This window comes from Coprococcus eutactus, assembly GCF_001404675.1.
Lineage (GTDB): Bacteria > Bacillota > Clostridia > Lachnospirales > Lachnospiraceae > Coprococcus > Coprococcus aceti.
Genome location: NZ_CYXU01000006.1, coordinates 12,627 through 32,602, shown reverse-complemented (window position 1 = coordinate 32,602; position 19,976 = coordinate 12,627). Strand labels below are relative to the sequence as shown.

The following is a 19,976-nucleotide window of genomic DNA, read 5'->3' as shown; positions in this document are numbered from 1 at the left end:
AGAAGATGAATGACTTTCTTGAACAATAGAATTGTTTGAAAATTCAGGCAACTAGAAAAGAGTTTGCTAAAGATAGGCGATAAAAAGGAGAGATCGAAATGTACAATCCAATAAAAGAACTGACTAAGCGGGAATGGCTTATCTGGCTGAGTTCCCTGGCTATAGTGCTGGTGTCGAATCTTCTTACTGCAGATCTGGACATACTCACACTTGCGGCGGCACTCATAGGCGTGACATCGCTTGTATTTGCGGCAAAGGGAAATGTGTGGGCGCAGATATTGATGGTCGTATTCAGCATATTATACGGTATCATATCCTTCAGGTCCCGTTATTGGGGTGAGATGATAACCTATCTCGGGATGACGATGCCGATGGCGGTGTGGTCCGCCATAACGTGGTTCAAGAATCCGTCGGAGGGCAACAGCAGTGAGGTTGCCATACAGAAACTGACAAGAAGACATGTGATATGGCTCACTGTCAGCACAGTGCTTGTAACGGTTGTATTCTACTATATACTCATGATACTTGACACGCCGAATATAGTGTTCAGCACAATATCCATAGTCACAAGTTTCCTGGCGGCTGCGCTCACCATGCTGAGATCGTCATACTATGCGGTGGGATATGCAGCAAATGATGTAGTACTCATAGTATTATGGGTTCTCGCATCTTTTGAGAATCCGGCATATATTCCTGTAGTTGTAAACTTCGTCATATTCTTTGTGAACGACATGTATGGATTTGTGAGCTGGAAAAAGAGAGAAGTGAGGCAGGTTGTGGATATGTAGCAGATAAAGGAGGTGCAATTTGCAACATAAATAGACAGTAGTACAATGTTTAAAGTGCTGACAGCTATATGCCCATAACTGTCAGCACCATAATCTGATTATTATTGCTGAATATCGGCAATATACACTGTTTTGATGTATACATAGTGCGCTGCCAGACAGAACGATATAATAATAAATAGAACATAAGTGAAATCTTATCATAATAGGAGGACGCATAGATGAATATAAACATAAGGGAGTACATGACAGCGGATGCAGCTGCAGCATCAGAGATATGGAACCAGGTTGTGGATGATGGCGTGGCATTTCCACAGGAAGAAGGCCTGTCTCCGGAAGAGGGCGATGCATTTTTCAAAGAGCAGACATATACCGGTATCGCCGAGAACGCAGAGAGTGGTGAGGTGGTAGGACTCTACATACTTCATCCGAACAACGTGGGAAGATGCGGACATATATGTAACGCCAGCTATGCCGTGAGACGCGATATCCGCGGTGAGCATATAGGAGAAAAGCTTGTGCTTGACTGTATCTCCATGGCAAAGAAGAAAGGTTTTGGAGTGCTCCAGTTCAATGCCGTAGTAGCATCAAATGTACATGCACTCCATCTGTATAAAAGGATTGGTTTTACTCCGCTGGGCGTTATCCCGGGAGGCTTCAGAATGCCGGATGGACATTACGAGGATATCATTCCGCACTATTATGACCTTAGAAAAGATGCAGATCAGTAATGAGTTGTAGCATATGGTGTAACATCACAGAAAAATATGTTGATGTTACGATCTGACAGCGGTATACTTGTTGTCAGAGAATTGGATAGTATATGGGGAGCTGGCGAGTTAGCCGGCTGAGAGGAGGCTGAACGCTTCGACCCACAACCTGATGCGGATAATGCCGCCGTAGGGATACGTTTGATACATACATAATGATGTAAGTAATAAAGAAGAGACGCATTCCTGTGTCTCTTTTTATTTTCATAAGGAGGGGCCCACGTAAGTGGGAGGATTCCTTGTGAAGTACGCAGACGCCGCGCGTAAGCGCCTTTCATGCGTCTGCTCCTTTATAAGGAGGGACCCACGTAAGTGGGAGGATTCCTTGTGAAGAGTGGAAGCGCACTGATGTGCGCGCAGGTCATCAAGCGGTGCTTGACGACATATTACGCAGACGCCGCGCGAAGCGCCTTTCATGCGTCTGCTCCTTTATAAGGAATAATCTACATGAGTGGGATATTCCTTAAGTGGCTGATTGGGGGCACCACCTTCCGCCACTATAAAAGTGTAAGAGAAACAAATATTAGATCTGGAACAGATTTATAAAGCCGGATCAGATTGGAGGAACAGATGAGAAATTACACAACACAGATGGACGCAGCAAGAAAAGGCATAGTAACTCCTGAGATCGAGAAAGTTGCCGAGAAAGAGCATATGTCCACTGAGGCGCTGATGAAACTGGTAGGAGAGGGCAAGGTAGCGATACCTGCCAACAAGAAGCACACATGCTTAAACCCAGAGGGAGTTGGAAGCATGCTGAGGACCAAGATCAATGTCAATCTTGGCGTGTCAAGAGACTGCAAGGATTATGGTATCGAGATGCAGAAGGTTATGAGTGCTGTCGAGATGGGAGCAGAGGCGATCATGGATCTGTCAAGCCACGGCAATACACAGCCGTTCAGACAGAAGCTCACTTCAGAGTGTCCGGCTATGATAGGAACTGTGCCGGTATATGACAGCGTTATACACTATCAGAGAGACCTTGCGACACTGACAGCACAGGATTTCATCGATGTGGTACGTCTTCATGCGGAGGATGGAGTTGATTTTGTGACTCTCCACTGCGGAATAACAAGAAAGACAATCGAACAGATCAAGAAACATAAGAGAAAGATGAATATAGTCAGCCGTGGCGGCAGTCTTGTATTTGCATGGATGACCATGACAGGCAATGAGAATCCGTTCTACGAGTATTTTGACCAGATCCTTGATATATGCGAGGAATACGATGTGACGGTATCACTTGGAGATGCATGTCGTCCGGGATGTCTTGCGGACGCAACGGATGTATGTCAGATAGAGGAGCTTGTCAGACTTGGAGAGCTGACAAAGCGCGCGTGGGATCATAATGTACAGGTTATGGTTGAGGGCCCTGGTCATGTGCCACTCAATCAGATTGCAGCCAACATGGAAGTTCAGAAGACACTCTGTATGGGCGCACCATTCTACGTACTTGGACCTCTTGTCACAGATATAGCACCGGGATACGATCACATCACAAGTGCCATAGGCGGAGCGGTCGCAGCCATGAACGGCGCAGCATTCCTCTGTTACGTAACACCAGCAGAGCACCTTGCCCTGCCAAATGTAGACGATGTTAAGCAGGGAATCGTAGCCTCCAAGATAGCAGCCCATGCGGCAGATATAGCAAAGGGGATACCTGGAGCGAGGGATATAGATGACAAGATGGCGGATGCGAGACGTGTCCTCGACTGGGATACACAGTTTGCATGTGCCATAGATCCTGAGACCGCAAAGGAGATCAGGGACAGCAGAAAGCCTGATGACGAGTACAGCGACACGTGCAGTATGTGCGGCAAGTTCTGTGCTGTCAGATCAATGAACAAGGCGTTGTCAGGGGAATACATAGATATACTGTAATTACCAAGAAACTTAAAATATAAAAAGATTCGGCAGTATATGTCCATCTCGGCATGTACTGTCGTTTTTATATGCATAACATGATAGAAAATATATGGGAATAAGTACAAAAAACGGGTGTTCAGCCGAAAATGTTTACTATTTTGCCTATTGTAATGCCGGGTGAACGAGTTTAGAATAAAACCGAAAACAGGAGTAAATTATAGAAAAGAAGGGAAAAAAGTGAACAAAGATCTTACTGTGGGAAGGCCAGAATCAGTGTTATGGAGATTCTGCCTGCCACTTTTCGGAAGTGTGATATTTCAGCAGCTCTATAACATAGCGGACAGCTTTGTGGCGGGGCAGTTCATAGGAGAAAATGCTCTGGCGGCGGTCGGCAACAGCTATGAGATAACACTTATTTTCATAGCATTTGCATTTGGATGCAATATAGGCTGTTCGGTCATAGTATCCCAGCTGTTCGGGGCAAAGAAATACAGCGAGATGAAGACTGCGGTCTGGACTACTCTCATAGCAAGCGCGGTACTTGTGGCGGTTCTCATGCTGGTTGGATTCCTGCTTGGAGAGAGACTGCTGGCACTTATTGATACCCCGGATGAGCTGATGAGAGATTCGCTTACTTATCTGAACATATACATATTGGGCGTGCCATTTTTGTTCTTCTACAACATAGCGACAGGAATATTCTCTGCGCTGGGCGACTCGAGAACACCGTTCATATTCCTTGCCATCTCATCGGTGTCCAATATAGCCGTTGATATACTGTTTGTAAAGACATTTGAGATGGGGGTAAATGGAGTTGCGTGGGCTACATTCATCTGTCAGGGCGTGAGCGCTGTACTTGCGATAATAGTTGTGTTCAGACGCCTGACAGCAGTTCGCACTGAGGGGAAGGTCCGTGTATTTTCGGGAAGCATGCTGGGCAAGATAGCAGTCATAGCCATACCGAGCATACTTCAGCAGAGCTTTATCTCAGTTGGAAATATAATTATTCAGAGCGTCATCAATGGATTTGGAGCCTCTGTCATAGCGGGCTATGCGGCGGCTGTAAAGCTCAACAATCTCGTCATAACGTCATTTACAACACTTGGAAATGGAATATCCAACTATACCGCACAGAATCTTGGCGCGGGTAAGATCGACAGGATAGGACAGGGACTTAAAGCTGGAATAAAACTCATATGGGGACTATGCATACCATTTGCGGTTTTGTACTTCTTCTTTGGCCGTTATGGCATGTATCCATTTATGGAGAACAGGACAGGACTTGCCCTTGACACGGGAGTCACGTATCTCAGGATACTGGCGCCGTTCTACTTTGTAGTATCGGCAAAACTTGTAGCTGATGGAATACTAAGGGGAACAGGCATGATGGGCAGGTTCATGACATCTACGTTTACGGATCTGATACTCAGAGTGGTGCTGGCGATAGTGCTGTCAAGAGTTATAGGCTCCGCCACAGGAATATGGCTGGCCTGGCCGATAGGCTGGACTATAGCAACAGTCATGTCACTGTTATTCTGTGTGAATGGTATTAAGAAGCTGAAAAGAGAAAAAACAGGGAGGATAGAATAGATGACAGATAAAATGACTCAGAAGAGCCATGAAGATATGAGTAAAGAAATAAACAAAGATGGTGTGGCGGTGCGTACACGGGGATATCATATATGGAGAGTTATATTCTGTATAATAGGCGTGCTGGGAATGCTGATGTTCATATATCCGGTGTTCAGAGGTTGCCGTGTGAATATAGGAACCCTGCTGGGAACAGGCGTGTTTGCACTTCTCACATTGTATGGAGTATTCAGGGCAAAGATAGACAAATCTGTCAGAAAGCTTTGGAATAAAAAAGCAGGAAAGATATGCTTAAGTTTCGTGCTTGCACTTGTCACTGCTGCGCTTGCCCTTGTTGTGGTCATCACTTATCACATGGTCTATGCGGCTCATGTAAAGCCTAAACAGGATGCCACAGTCGTAGTGCTCGGATGCGCAGTTAGAGGCGGTGGACCAAGCCTTATGCTGAGGGAGAGACTTATAGCAGCACAGGATTATCTTGATGAGACCCCGGAGGCTGTATGTGTTGTGTCCGGTGGACAGGGCGCAGATGAGAGCATGTCGGAAGCTCAGTGCATGTATGAATACCTTACAGAGCACGGAATTGCTCCGGAGAGAATATATATGGAAGACAAGTCCACGTCCACAAGGGAGAACATAAAGTTTTCGGCTGAGATCATCAGACAGAACGGACTGCCGGACAAGATGAATATAGTGACAAATGAATTCCACGAGTACAGGGCAAAGCGTATAGCGGACAAACAGGGCATAGAAACGGGCTCCATAGCCGGAAGCACTGCATGGTGGCTGCTTCCGACATACTATGTCAGGGAGATGGCAGGCATACTGTATGAGTGGATCAGTGGCTGATACGTGGACAGGTGCGCTGCGAGGCGGACAAAGTGAATACAATGATCCGCCGGACACCCATGCAGGTATATTTGGTCGAAATGCACAGATAACCTTGAAAAAACCTTGTAATATTTCTTGAAAAATGCATGTAAAAACGTACTTCTAAATAGAAGAAATTATGTTATAATGGCTCTGTATGATACAAATACAGTATCCAGTTAAAAGGAGAATGAGATGAACAAATTAGAACTTCAGAAAAAAGCTGTAGAAGTTCGCAAGGGCATTGTTACAGGTGTATACAATGCAAAGAGCGGACATCCAGGCGGCTCATTATCAGCAGCAGACCTGTTTACTTATCTTTATTTCGAGGAGATGAATGTGGATCCTAAGAATCCTGAGGACGAGAATCGTGACAGATTCGTGCTCTCAAAGGGACACACAGCTCCGGGCTACTACGCAGCACTTGCGTTAAAAGGCTTTTTCCCAATAGAAGACTTAAAGACACTCAGACATGTTGGATCTTACCTTCAGGGACATCCTGACAAGAAGCACACTCCAGGAGTGGATATGTCATCAGGATCACTGGGACAGGGACTTTCAGTTGCAGTAGGTATGGCACTTGCAGCCAAGATGCAGGGCAAGGATTACAGAACATACTGTCTCTGCGGTGATGGAGAGATCCAGGAGGGACAGATATGGGAGGCAGCTATGTTCGCAGGACATAGAAAGCTTGACAATCTGTGCGTTATAGTAGATAACAACAATCTTCAGATTGACGGAACGGTTGAGGATGTATGTTCACCATATCCTATAGATGAGAAGTTCAAGGCATTCAACTTCCATGTAATCAATATCAATGGCAATGACTTTGACGAGATTGACAGGGCATTTGCTGAGGCAAAGTCCCACAAGGGTGAGCCTACAGCGATCATCGCCCACACGATCAAGGGCAAGGGTGTATCATTCATGGAGGACAAGGCCGGCTGGCATGGAAAGGCTCCAAATGAAGAAGAGTATAAGATCGCCATGGAAGAACTTGAGAAGGAGGCTGCAGCATTATGATAGAGAATAAAGCAATCGCAACCAGAGAGAGCTATGGCAATGCCTTAGTAGAGATCGCAAATGAGCATGATGATCTTGTTGTTTTAGATGCAGACCTTGCAGAGGCAACCAAGACAGTTATTTTTAAGAAAGCTTATCCTGAGCGACACGTTGACTGTGGCATCGCGGAGGCGAACATGGCAGGAATAGCTGCCGGAATGTCAACATGCGGATACGTTCCATTTATGAGTTCATTTGCAATGTTCGCTGCAGGACGTGCATTTGAGCAGGTGAGAAATACTATCGGATATCCACATCTGAATGTGAAGATCGGTGCAACCCACGCAGGAATCTCAGTAGGTGAGGATGGAGCAACACATCAGTGCTGTGAGGATATCGCACTCATGAGAGAGATCCCGGGCATGGTTGTCATTAACCCATGTGACGATGTAGAGGCCAGAGCAGCAGTCAAGGCTGCATATGAGTATGTTGGACCTGTATATCTCAGATTTGGAAGACTGGCAGTTCCAGTACTCAATGATGAGAGCACATATAAGTTTGAGATTGGCAAAGGGGTTAAGCTCAAGGACGGCAAGGACATATCTATCATAGCTACAGGACTTTGTGTATCTGAGGCTGTGAAGGCTGTGGATATGCTCGCTGCTGACGGTATAGATGCTGAACTCATCAACATCCACACTATCAAGCCTATCGATGAGGATATCATCGCTGAGACAGCTCAGAAGACAGGAAGAGTGTTCACAGTTGAGGAGCACTCCATTATAGGCGGTCTCGGAAGTGCTGTTGCAGAGGTGCTTGCTGAGAAGTGTCCTACAAAGCTGACAAGGATCGGTGTGAGAGATACATTCGGTGAGTCAGGCCCTGCAAAGGAACTGCTTCACAAGTATGAGCTTGATGCCGAGGGTATCTACAAGCAGATCAAGGCTGCACTGTAATCCTAATGTGATCATTTGGAGACATAACAGAGAACACAAGATAAATAGCTGATACTAAATATCTGTGAAAGATATAGAGAGTTATATACAGATGGGGGAGCCTGCCGGTGGCAGGCTCTTTCCATATATACATATGAACTGTCAGATGGGCGGTAGACACTGCAGACATCCGGCAGATTCTGTGATTTACATACACAAGGGCTGAAGACCAGATGAAACTGGGAACTTTACAGAAAAGAGGTAGGAATCATATGGGCAGAGAGTATGTAGAGGAGCTTAAGAACCGCGTGCTGAATGGTGGAGCGGAGATCACATATGATGAGGCTCTAAAGCTGGCACATGAGGATCTGGATATACTGGCGGCTTCAGCAAATGAGATAAGAGAGCATTTCTGCGGAGACCGGTGCGATGTGTGTTCGGTCATAAGCGTGAAGGAGGGCAGATGCACAGAGAACTGTAGATACTGTGCACAGTCCAGGATAGCGAAGAAGGATATACCAGAGATAAATCTGCTTGGTAATGAAGCGGTTACTGAGGGTGCATCGATTGACTATGACAAGGGAAGCTTCAGGTACTGCCTTGTGGCTGAGGGCAGGAGACTTTCAAAGCGGGAGGTTGAGCTTGCTGAGGAAACGGTCAAGGATATACACGACAATGTGGATATCAACATATGCGCGTCATTTGGATTGCTGGATCAGGAGGACTTTACGAAGCTTAAGGGTGCGGGACTTACAATGATACACAATAACCTTGAGACATCACCTGCATATTTTCCGGAGGTGTGCACCAGTCACACCCAGGAACAGAAGAAGGCGACAATACGCGCTGCAAAGGCTGCGGGACTCAGGGTGTGCAGTGGCAGTCTGTTCGGTATGGGCGAGACACTTGAGGACAGGGTGGCACTTGCATTTGAACTCAGAGAGCTTGGCGTGGATTCGGTTCCGATGAACCTCCTCAATCCGAGGGAGGGAACGCCGTTCTATGACAAGACACCTCTCACTGAGGAGGAGTACGTCAGAACGATAGCAGTATACAGATTTGTCATGCCCCAAGTCATGATAAGGCTTGCGGCTGGAAGAGGAAGATATGAGGACAACGGCGAGGCTGCACTTGCAGCCGGGGCAAATGCGGTCATAAGCGGTGACTTCCTGACCACCGATGGCACATCATTTGACCTTGACTTTGACATGATAAGAAGAAAAGGATTTGTCACGGACAGAAAACATTCATAGACATTAGTGGGCGCTCCGTGCGCAAAGCAATTGGATGAGAAGGATTAACTGCACGCAAATAAGAGAATATAACAGGCAGAATAAGTTTTAGAAGGAGAATTATATGAAGATTTATGACAGGATCATGGGACTTGGAACAAAGATGACAGACATGGATGCATCCACATATCAGGGCGCGTTCATAGGCAAGATATCCTACACGGTGGACAGAGAGAAGGCGGAAGCTGCTGACAGCATCACATATGAGTATGGCGATGTGAAGGAGAATGCTTTCATGTACATACTATCAATACTTGGTAAAGTAGATGGAGAGGAGTCTCCTGTTGAGAAGATGACCATCACACTCGTAAAGGCGTCTGACAAGGAGAAGGATATCAAGAGAGTGGAGAAGGCTGAGTATGAGGATGAGAAGCCGTTCCACACATTTACAAAGGAAGAGGTATATGCATTCAGCAAGGAGACAGGAGACGAGAATAAGATCCACCTCACAGACCATCCTGTAGTTCAGGGAATGTTGCTCCTCCGCACAGCAGCATGTGCACACGAGGACCTGAAGAGACTTGATGTTAAGTTTGTAGAGCCTTCATACGCAGAGGAAGAGCTCATGTGGGGCAGCAATGGCAGAGAGCTTGTGCTTTATGCAGATGGCTATGTAAAGGCTTCATTCAAGGTTGTGAAATAGTTTCCGCTAACAGACGATCATTATGATAGATACAAAATAGGCGTCATACCTGATCAGGTATGATGCCTATTTTGTTGTTTGAATTCAGACTAGTTTATTCTTATGAAATCGGATCTTACATATCCGGTGTATTTCTTTGAGCCCTTGGTGTAAGTGATCTTATACCACGCATTCTTGCCGGAATATTTGCAGCCGCTGATCTTGACCTTTGATCCTCTGGCAAGTTCCCGGATGATACGTTTGTTGGTTCCTGCCCCTGCCCTGAGACGGACCTGGCTGTCAATGACTGTTCCGCTCAATGAGCTGGCTTTTGCGGGAGCTTTTGAAATGTCGCCATATACTATCGAACCATTGACATTCTTATATGCAAGAATCCTGTAGCCGAAGCCACTCTTCAAAGCAGGAAGTATACAACTGGTTGTTTTGTAAGAGGATATTTTCTTTACTCTTGTGTATTTGTTATGGGCAATATCATATTTGTATATAATGTAGCCGGATACATTTGAAAGCTTCTGCCAGTGCAGACAGCGATACGAACCGAGAGGAGTATACTTAAATGAAGATGTAAAGGTTCGTGGCTTTGTACATTTGCTGAACTCCAGGCGGTTGCTGTACATAATCACACCGTTGTATTCATAATACGCCCTCACGCCGAATTTGTATGTTGTGGCGGGAGAAAGTCCGGTAAAGTTATAACTTCTGGATTTATCGCCTATGCATCTTGCAATTCTGTCATATTTACCAGTGGACGTGTTGTATTTGTACACGAAATAGCCTGTGACTCCGGAAATCTTGCTCCAGCGGACATTAATGGAACTTGAAGTCCTGTCTGCTATTGCGGCCTGGGTAGGCATGTCCGGGGCGGTATCGAAGATTGGAGGTTCAGGATCTGTCGATGCAGTTACAGCCTCTGCATAGGTGGCGGTGCAGCTATATTCTTGCGAGTAAGCTCCGTATACAGTGCCGGTATTTAATTTATGGTATCCGCGCACCATGTAGGTATATTTTTTACCGCTGGTGAGACCGTTATCAGTGTAGGTCAGAGTTCCAGCCCCCTTTGTTGTTCCGATCGACACATATTTTCCTTCGGCCTCATCGTAACGAACTATTTGATAACCATATACCTCCGGAACCTTATTCCATGTGAGGGTTATGGATGAGTTGGTCGATGACTTAAATGTGAGTTCTGTAGGTGCTGCCGGTGTATTTACATATTTGAAATCGAGATCCGTCGGATAGCTTATTCCGGCGACGGTTCCGTTGTCATCGTACTGCCAATATGAATGAGTGGCGGTCAGCGTGTCTGAATCGTTGTACTGCGCATTCCATATCGGGTATTTGTTGTTTATACTGGTGATCTTCATGTCATCGGTTATAACACTTTTGCTCGCATACAGCATGCCCACGTAGCCGCTTGCTTCCACTGTACTGCAAAAAGTGTTGATGACCGTGGTGGCAGCACTTTTGGACAGGTGCGCATTGTAGAGCCTGCCGGTCAGTCCACCCTCCCATGCGTATTCGTAGTCCATGACGATGGGAAGTGTCAGGTTGTAAGAGGATACGATGTTCAAGGTGTATGCCGCCTCCTGCCTGGCCTCGGCGGCGTTTATGGCCTGAGAGTAGAAGTACGCTCCGACATCAATCCCTGCCGCAGTTGCATTCTTGACATTCTCAGCAAATTTGGAGTCGACGAAATATGCACCTGAGCCATAGTACCTTCCTCCAGCCCTGATAAAGGCAAATGTAACGCCGCTGGATTTTACCTTTCTCCAGTTGATGGAACCGTTCCACTCCGATACATCTATCCCCTTCATGACAGTGGAGTTCTTGAACTGGGATGCGTGTGTATATGTTGTCGATGAGAGCGTGGCAACACCATAAGGATTAGCGCTGTCTGACTGCTTTTGCAACTGCCTTATCGTCTCAGGATCGTTGCCGTAAAGACTATATATGTGGTCGATCTCGGCATCGCTCAACTGAGTGTAGTCAAAGTTACCTTCATCCACAACCTCCTGGACCTCAGATCTGGTCGATGATGTTGAGATGGTGGAGGTGTCAGCCGCGTATACTGTGGCAGAGTCGAAGATATTATCTGCCGCAGTCAGTATAAATATTCCAAGGGAAATAATAAAAAGTTGTTTAGATAATCGTTTTATTCTCATGTAAGCCTCCTAATACAAATGTTACGATTATATTACAAAAAGATTATTAAAATATTATTAATAAAAGGCCTGCATGAGAAAAATATTGAGAAAAAATATAAAAAAAATAGGGAAAAGCAGGAGATACATAGTATGTATGCTTTTCCCTATTTTAATTGTATAAGAATCAGAATTACTTGACACGTATGAAATCAGATCTTATATAGCCCGTATATTTTCTGGAGCCTCTGGTGTATGTGACCTTATACCAGATATATCTTCCAGACTTTGCGTAGCCGGAGATCTTGACCTTTGAACCCCTTGCAAGCGTTCTGACTACTCTGCTGTTTGTTCCGGCTTTTGCACGGAGGTTTACGCTGCTGTCAGTGATCGTTCCGGTAAGAGATGTATTCTTGATCGGTGCTTTTGAAATTGCACCGTAGTATATCTTGCCGTTGTACTTCATGTAAGCAAGAACACGGTAACCGTAGCCTCTTCTGAGGTTAGGAACAAAACAGAAATTTGTCTTGTTGGATGTTATCTTCTTAACTCTTGTGTATTTGTTTGCCTTCTGATCATACTTGTATACGATGTAGCCGTCAGCGTATGACAGCTTTGACCACTGGAGGAATCTCTGCGATCCAAGTGGTGTGTATTTGAAGGATGACGTAAAGGTTGCCGGGAGAGTGCAGGAGCTGAAATCCTTGCGGTCACTGAAGCCTGTGAATCCATTCCGCTCTGTGTATGCTCTCACTCCAAATTTGTATTCTGTTCCGGCTTTAAGTCCTGTAAATGTGTATGTTCTGTTGCTGCTTCCGCTGATACGTGCCACCTGCTCAAATGACTTGCTGGACGTATTATATTTGTATACCGTGTAGCCCGTGGCATCAGATATCTGTGTCCATCTTATGGTCACGGAATTGGCTGTCCTTGATGCGGTTGCGATCTGGGAAGGAACAGCAGGTCCGGTAAATCCGCTCACTGCGCTGGCTGTCTCTGTGTAGTGGTATGTTCCATTTTTCTTGTAATATGCACATACCGTGTAGCTGTACTCAGTTGAATGAGGAAGTCCCTTGTGTGTGTATGTGTCAGTAGACTTGGAAGAGATCTTTGCAAGCCTTGTCCAAGTAGCATTGGATGGCTCCCATACATATACGATGTATCCGTCAACATTTTCCTGCTTATTCCACTTCAGTGTAAGTGAGCTTGTGTAGGCTGAAGTGATCTTGAGCCCTGTAACCTCGCCTGGGTCGGTGGTTATGGCCTTGGCATCTGACAGAACGTGCCAGATGGTGTTGGTATCAGTTGTTGTGTATGCGCGTACCTTGTAGTTATATTTTGTGCCAGGATTGAGCTGGCTGTCGGTAACCTCGCAGTCGTCAGGAGAATTGGTCGTGGCAATCGTCTCGTAGCTGCCTGATGAACCGTTGCTTCTGTATACTCTGTATCCTGTTGCTGCAGGGATAGGTGACCATGAAAGTTTTACAGATGTAGGCGCTGTAACTGCAGCCGCAAAGTTCTCTATGGTATCAGCTATTGTAATGCCGGTACACTCTGCTGAGTAGGTTCCGTAGATGGCTCCTGAGCTCAATTTGTAATATCCGCGTACCTTGTATGTATACTTTTTACCGTCCTGAAGATTCTTATCTGTAAATGTAGTCGTTCCGGCACCCTTGGCAATTCCCACGGAGACGTATTTATCTTCGGAGCTGTCGTAACGTACTATCTGGTAAGCATAGACCTCAGGGATCTTCGTCCATGTCAGTGTGATAGTGGAGTCTGTGCACGCTGACTGTGTCAGAGATGAAGGCGCGGCAGGAGATTTGACATATCTGAAATTCATATCAGTTGCATTGCTGATTCCTGACACCTTGCCGACGTCGCTGTACTGCCAGTATGAATGTTTCACTGTGAGAGTGTCCGTGTCGTTGTACTGGGCATTCCATATAGGATATGACTGTGCGATCGAAGATGCGTTCATGTCGTCTGTGATGACAGTCTTGCTGGCGTAGATCATGCCTACGTAGCCCTTTGATTCAACTGCCGCACAGAATGCTTTTATGACATGTGTAGCTGCACTCTTGGAAAGGTGGGCGTTGTACAGACGACCGCTCAGACCTCCATCTTCCCATGCGTATTCATAATCCATGACAACGGGATAAGTTATGTTGTAGCCTGAGATCAGGTCGGTAGTGTATTTGGCTTCTGTCTTGGCCTCCGATGTGCTGATGGCCTGTGAGTAGAAGTACACACCCACGTCAACACCTGCATTCAGTGCATTTTTGATATTATCCTTGTATGTAGAATCGATGAAATATTTTCCTGAACCGTAGTAGCGTCCGCCCACACGTATGAATGCGTAGGATATTCCTGCGGCTTTAACCTTTTTCCAGTTGATGTTGTCGCCGTTCCACTCGGATACGTCTATGCCCTTGATGACTTTGTAGCCATCGAACATGGAAGAGTGGGTATATCTGGCACTCAGCGTAGCTATATCGCCGGTGGCGTTGTAATCGGATTGACGCTGGAGCTGTTTGATGGTTTCGGGATCGTTATTATACAACTCGTATATGTGATCGATCTCTGTACCGTCCAGCTCTGTGTAGTCGAAGTTTCCATCGTCCACCACCTGCTGTACATCCTCCCTCGTTGATGTAACGCTTATGTCGGACATGTCTGCGGCATAGGCTGTTTCGGGCACGTTGCCGGCAAATGCGAATACACTTATACCCAGAGCAGCGCCCAGAATTATCCTGGTAAATTTTCTGATAATCATGAATTCCTCCCGTTTTGTAAAAAGTTTTGAGCACAGTTTACATAATATAATGTACGCTATGAAAAGTCAATAAAACTGCACTGATTTGTTACGAATATATTACAAAATGCTTATTAAAATCCAGCTAAAACATAAAGCCTGAATGAAAAACAAGAAAAAAGTCGGTAAAGGTTGATGTTTTTCATATTAAATACATAAAGTCTATGTTATAATTAGCAGGCATATGAAATTTGGAGGACAATAACTGTTGGATGATAAAAAAAGAGTTGGATTTTTAGGCGCGTTGAAGAACATGTTCGTAGGTGTCGCAAAACCGGAAGCTTATTACAGAAATGGACGATTTGGACGGATGTCATCGGCGATGCTGATAACATTTATCATGAGCACACTGACTTATCTGGTGATATTCTTTATTCCATATAACCAGTTGTTTGGCGGCGGAAGGTTTGCGGACAGGATAGACCGGAATATGGAGGATTTTTCACTGACCGGAGATGGCTTTTACTACGATGGGACATTCGACTGGTCGGATGATGAGAACATGTCCTACATAAAGATCGACACATCGAAGACGAAAGTGGATGAAGCTGTTGCAAGAGACCTTGCTGCAGACGGCGGGTATCGTACCGTATTCATCATATCAGCGGATGAGATACTCACATATAACTCAGGAAGAACACAGATCATAAGATGTAAGGATATATATGAATCCCTGAATGAGACATATGGATTCAAGGCTGTTACAAAGCAGGATGTGATCGATCTCATAAATAAGCTCGACACACCAGTGCTTGTGCTTGCATGGGTATTGCAGATAATTGTTGGATTTGTGCTCACGTTGTTCTGGTCACTGCTCATAACGGTAGCGGGACTGATAGCGGCATCCATGAAGAAGATCGAGGTATCATTTGGCACTATTTACAAATCTGCCATATATATAAGGTTATTATGGTATTTCCTCATGATGGTCATTGCAACATACATATGGCCGGCGAAGAGAACGATGGGGATGCTGGCGCTTTTCATATCTGTGATATACATATTTGCCGCTGTATCACAGTATCATAAGAATAACCCGGATGACGATTCACAGGAAGATCCGGCACAGGTAGAACAGAATGATCTGGCGCAGGAATTTTCCCAGTATGAGCAAAGGTAAATAATTATAGAAGACACATTCAAATACAATATATAAAACAGTAGGAGGAGTATTCATATGAATTTGAGAAAGACAAAGATAATTTGTACATTGGGACCGGCGACGGACGATGATGAGGTGCTCAGAAAGCTCATGATCGAGGGGATGGATGTTGCCAGATTCAATTTTTCTCATGGTGATCATGCCCAGCACAGGAAGAACAAGGACAGAGTGGAGAAGCTTCGTGAGGAGCTTGGACTTCCGGTTGCAACACTGCTTGATACTAAGGGCCCGGAGATAAGAGTTGGGGACTTCAAGGAGGGCAAGGTTGAACTCGTAGAAGGACAGACATTTACACTGACGACAGAGGATGTGGTGGGCGACCAGGCAAAGGTATCCATTACATACAAGAATCTTGTGAACGATGTCAAGCCGGGAGATACCATACTCATCGATGACGGCCTTATAAATATGAAGATAGAGAAGGTTACTGATAAAGATATCGTGTGCCGCGTGGAGAATGGCGGACCTGTATCAAACCACAAGGGTGTAAATGTTCCAAGAGTTAACCTCACCATGCCATACATAAGCGATGTAGACAGGGCGGATATAATCTTTGGTATTGAGAATGATTTCGATTTCATCGCTGCATCATTTGTAAGATCAGCCGACGATATACTTGAGATCAGGAAGATCCTTGACGAGTATGAGTGTGACAATATCAATATCATCGCCAAGATTGAGAATATGCAGGGCGTTGACAATATAGACGACATAATCAGAGTGTCCGATGGAATCATGGTCGCAAGAGGAGATATGGGTGTTGAGATACCTCTTGAGGATGTGCCTATCATCCAGAAGATGATCATCAAGAAGGTATACAATGCGGACAAGCAGGTCATAACAGCTACACAGATGCTTGACTCCATGATGATACATCCAAGACCTACCAGAGCAGAGGCGACAGATGTTGCAAATGCCATATATGACGGAACAAGTGCAATCATGCTCTCAGGAGAGACCGCAGCGGGCAAGTATCCGGTTGAGGCTCTTCACACCATGAAGACCATCGCAGAGAGAGCAGAGCGAGACATAGATTACAACAAGAGATTCTTCAACAGGGATGCGGTGCAGAATCCTGATATAACGAGTGCTATATCACATGCGACATGTACAACGGCCATAGACCTTGCAGCGGCAGCCATCATCACTGTTACCAAGTCAGGAAAGACAGCGAGAATGCTCTCAAAGTACAGACCAAAATGTCCGATCATCGGATGTACCCCTGTTAAGAAGGTTGCCAGACAGATCAATCTTTCATGGGGAGTTCAGCCTCTTCTTATAGGTGAGGAGAACAACACTGACGATCTCTTCGAGCATGCTGTTGATGCGGCAAAGAAGCACGGCTATGTTAAAGACGGTGAGGTGACTGTAATCACCGCCGGAGTCCCACTTGGCGTGACCGGCACGACAAACCTGATAAAGGTACACGTTGTAGGACATATCCTTGTAAAGGGCTTCTCTATAAATGAGAGATCTGCAACCGCACCGCTCTGTGTATGCGAGTCAGAGGATGAGCTCATCAAGAACTATAAGGATGGAGACATAATCGTCATAAATGAGACCAGCAACAGGATCATGGATCAGCTCAAGACTGCATCTGCGATCGTGTGTGAGAAGAACGGTGGCAATTCACATGCTGCCATAGTCGGACTCAGCCGTGACATACCTGTTATCCTGGGTGCACAGAACGCGACCAAGATACTTAAGTCTGGCGCTATAGTTACTGTAAATGGCGAGGATGGAGTTGTAATTTCAAACTAGTATATGTAACAAATATGTAACAAAAAATAAATACAAACGTATAAAACAACGCCTCCTGTGTTGACAAATGTAATCATTATTGCTATACTACAATAGATTTGTAACAAAGATGTAATAATTGTTGCGTTAAGATCAGCACAGGAGGTTTTTTATAATGTCTAAAGCAAAGTCATTTAAGAAGACTATAGTTGTTGCTGCAGCGGCAGGAATGATGATCACCACTTCCATAGGAACGGTGAGCGCGGGACAGATATACAGCGATTCAACTGTAGGTATTTCATCTGCATTTGACAGATATGCTAACACCCTTGCGGGCAATGATAAAAACGCAGGCGATGCTGCAAAGGCGGCAACGTCCACAGATGCACAGAAGACTACAGCATCCGCAGGAAAGAATGCTGCGGAGGCTAAGAAGGACAAGACAAGCGAAGAGAACAAGGTGAAATATCCTGATTTCAAGGATAAGTGTCTTGTTGCCACCGAGGATTATGTGAATATAAGATCGGGAGCCGGAACTGATTCAGATGTAGTCGGTATCATAGGAAACAATGGAATAGCAACCATAGAGAAGAAGGGCAAGGAGTGGACCAAGGTCACATCAGGTGACTGCACAGGATACATAAGGAATGACCTGCTTCTTTTTGGAGATGATGCGGGAGCCTATGCCGAGGCGAACTGTCCGAAGCAGGTAACTGTCAATACAGAGACACTCAACGTAAGAACAGAGGCTGATGTGAACTCCGACTGTATAACACAGGTTGGATCAGGCCAGAGCTTTGGTGTCATATCACAGGATGACAAATGGGTGCAGATAGCACTTGACGACGAGACGAATGGTTATGTCAGCGCTGAATTTGTAGATGATACATATGCATTTGCAACTGCCAAGTCCATGGAGCAGATCCAGGCAGAGCTTGATGCGAAGGCTGCGGAAGAAAAGGCGGCAGAGGAGCAGGCAAGACAGGAACAGGAGAGCGCAGACGAGGCAGAAGCTGAGGACACATCAGATGACAGCCAGAGCACAGAGGATGATTCCGACACAGCAGATCAGCCGGATGCAGATTCTGCAGATCAGTCATCGGATACATCAGACGACACATCATCTGACAGCAGCGATTCAGACGATTCACAGAACAATGTAGTGGCACCGAGCGGCCAGAATGGAATAGACCTTGCGAACTTTGCAACACAGTTTGTGGGTAATCCATATGTATATGGCGGATCGAGCCTTACGGATGGAGCTGACTGTTCAGGTTTTGTCATGGCTGTATACGCTCAGTTTGGATATTCACTTCCACACTCAGCGGGAGCACAGTCACAGTATGGAACAAGAGTAGACACTTCAAGTCTTGAGCCTGGAGACATACTTTTCTATGGAGACAGCTCTATAGAGCACTGCGCTATATATATCGGAGACGGAATGATAGTACATGCCAGCACAGAGGAGACCGGTATCAAGATATCCTCTGCATTCTACAGAGATCCGCTCTGCGCAGTCAGAATTATAGGACAGTAGACAAGCTGTATATAATAGGGTATAATGAATTCATTGAAGCACACATGGTATACATGTGTGCTTTTTGTGTAAAATGGCGAAAACATGACGGCGAAAACAAATAAAGTTGTCAATATGCACATAAAAATACGTCAAATATATTGAAAAAAAGACTCGTTGTGGTATAATAGTCATATCAATTTGGATTATATCCAAAAAAGAAGGAGTTGGGCATCATGAATTACATAATCAGCGGTAAGAACATTGAAGTTACAGAAGGACTTAGAAATGCAGTACAGGACAAGCTCTCAAAGCTTGAGAAGTACTTTGCAGCTGATACTGGCGCACAGGTCACATTCAGCGTTGAGAAAGATAGACAGAAGATAGAGGTAACGATTCCTATGAAGGGACATATCATCAGAGCCGAGCAGGTGAGCGATGACATGTATGTTTCGATCGATCTCGTTGTAGAGGTTATTGAGAGACAGGTTACCAAGCATCGTAAGAAGCTCATTGACAAGGAGCAGAATGTAGCATACCTGAACGATGCATTTGTCGACGAGGACGTTGAGGATGATGACGATATCAAGATCGTGAGAACTAAGAAGTTCGAAGTAAAACCTATGTATCCAGAGGATGCATGTATCCAGATGGATCTGCTTGGACATAATTTCTATGTATTCAGGAATGCAGAGTCAGATGAGGTCAATGTCGTATACAAGAGAAAGGGCGGCACATACGGAATCATCGAGCCTGAATATTAAGATCAGATATTGGCAAAGGCACAGTTAATATAAGTGCCGATGATAATTGAATATAGTATTTTAAAGGAGACTTTCGGTTATA

General features: G+C 45.3%; 15 protein-coding genes and 1 riboswitch. Of the genes, 13 read left to right on the top strand and 2 right to left on the bottom strand.

The window, feature by feature from the left end; genetic code table 11:
* The first annotated feature begins 98 nt into the window (after positions 1 to 98).
* From pnuC to ARA78_RS11095, 9 genes are all read left to right on the top strand, one after another.
* Complete coding sequence (gene pnuC / locus ARA78_RS11135) at positions 99 to 788, top strand: nicotinamide riboside transporter PnuC (protein ID WP_055273698.1); 690 nt, start codon at positions 99 to 101, stop codon at positions 786 to 788.
* Between the two features lie 221 nt (positions 789 to 1,009).
* Positions 1,010 to 1,519 (top strand): GNAT family N-acetyltransferase, encoded by a 510-nt coding sequence (locus tag ARA78_RS11130; RefSeq protein WP_055273696.1) that lies wholly within the window; start codon positions 1,010 to 1,012, stop codon positions 1,517 to 1,519.
* A gap of 83 nt (positions 1,520 to 1,602) precedes the next feature.
* A riboswitch (TPP riboswitch) is annotated at positions 1,603 to 1,711 on the top strand.
* Positions 1,712 to 2,128: 417 nt separating this feature from the next.
* Positions 2,129 to 3,439 (top strand): phosphomethylpyrimidine synthase ThiC, encoded by a 1,311-nt coding sequence (gene thiC, locus ARA78_RS11125; protein ID WP_055273694.1) that lies wholly within the window; start codon positions 2,129 to 2,131, stop codon positions 3,437 to 3,439.
* A gap of 222 nt (positions 3,440 to 3,661) precedes the next feature.
* A complete protein-coding gene (locus ARA78_RS11120; RefSeq protein WP_022215819.1) occupies positions 3,662 to 5,014 on the top strand; it encodes an MATE family efflux transporter in 1,353 nt (450 codons plus the stop codon).
* Positions 5,015 to 5,863 carry a YdcF family protein gene (locus ARA78_RS11115; protein ID WP_015533847.1) on the top strand — a complete coding sequence of 283 codons (849 nt, stop codon included), beginning with the start codon at positions 5,015 to 5,017 and terminating at the stop codon, positions 5,861 to 5,863.
* Between the two features lie 216 nt (positions 5,864 to 6,079).
* Positions 6,080 to 6,907 (top strand): transketolase, encoded by an 828-nt coding sequence (locus tag ARA78_RS11110; RefSeq protein ID WP_004850272.1) that lies wholly within the window; start codon positions 6,080 to 6,082, stop codon positions 6,905 to 6,907.
* Positions 6,904 to 7,842, top strand: coding sequence for a transketolase family protein (locus ARA78_RS11105; RefSeq protein ID WP_055273692.1), 939 nt, complete (start codon positions 6,904 to 6,906; stop codon positions 7,840 to 7,842). Before ARA78_RS11110 ends, ARA78_RS11105 begins: the two co-directional genes overlap by 4 nt.
* Before the next feature lie 251 nt (positions 7,843 to 8,093).
* Positions 8,094 to 9,074, top strand: a complete 981-nt coding sequence (bioB, locus tag ARA78_RS11100) for a biotin synthase BioB (protein ID WP_055280550.1) — start codon at positions 8,094 to 8,096, stop codon at positions 9,072 to 9,074.
* 103 nt (positions 9,075 to 9,177) lie between these two features.
* Complete coding sequence (locus ARA78_RS11095; protein WP_055280549.1) at positions 9,178 to 9,756, top strand: hypothetical protein; 579 nt, start codon at positions 9,178 to 9,180, stop codon at positions 9,754 to 9,756.
* A gap of 89 nt (positions 9,757 to 9,845) precedes the next feature.
* On the opposite strand, the gene ARA78_RS11090 is transcribed toward ARA78_RS11095, so the two are convergent.
* Together ARA78_RS11090 and ARA78_RS11085 are read right to left on the bottom strand one after the other, a co-directional pair.
* The gene (locus ARA78_RS11090; RefSeq protein WP_055280548.1) at positions 9,846 to 11,918 is read right to left on the bottom strand and encodes a GH25 family lysozyme; all 2,073 of its coding nucleotides are present in this window, start codon (positions 11,916 to 11,918) and stop codon (positions 9,846 to 9,848) included.
* Positions 11,919 to 12,090: 172 nt separating this feature from the next.
* Entirely contained in the window at positions 12,091 to 14,673 is a 2,583-nt protein-coding gene (locus ARA78_RS11085; RefSeq protein ID WP_055280547.1) for a fibronectin type III domain-containing protein, read from the bottom strand.
* Between the two features lie 247 nt (positions 14,674 to 14,920).
* Here ARA78_RS11085 and ARA78_RS11080 point away from each other — a divergent pair, with 247 nt between their 5' ends.
* From ARA78_RS11080 to hpf, 4 genes are all read left to right on the top strand, one after another.
* Positions 14,921 to 15,832: a DUF1189 family protein gene (locus ARA78_RS11080; protein ID WP_055280546.1), complete on the top strand. Its 912-nt coding sequence runs from the start codon at positions 14,921 to 14,923 to the stop codon at positions 15,830 to 15,832.
* A 57-nt stretch (positions 15,833 to 15,889) separates the two neighbouring features.
* Complete coding sequence (pyk, locus tag ARA78_RS11075; RefSeq protein ID WP_022215812.1) at positions 15,890 to 17,635, top strand: pyruvate kinase; 1,746 nt, start codon at positions 15,890 to 15,892, stop codon at positions 17,633 to 17,635.
* A 154-nt stretch (positions 17,636 to 17,789) separates the two neighbouring features.
* Positions 17,790 to 19,151: a C40 family peptidase gene (locus ARA78_RS11070; RefSeq protein WP_055280545.1), complete on the top strand. Its 1,362-nt coding sequence runs from the start codon at positions 17,790 to 17,792 to the stop codon at positions 19,149 to 19,151.
* 215 nt (positions 19,152 to 19,366) lie between these two features.
* Entirely contained in the window at positions 19,367 to 19,894 is a 528-nt protein-coding gene (hpf, locus tag ARA78_RS11065; protein WP_022215810.1) for a ribosome hibernation-promoting factor, HPF/YfiA family, read from the top strand.
* Positions 19,895 to 19,976 lie beyond the last annotated feature (82 nt).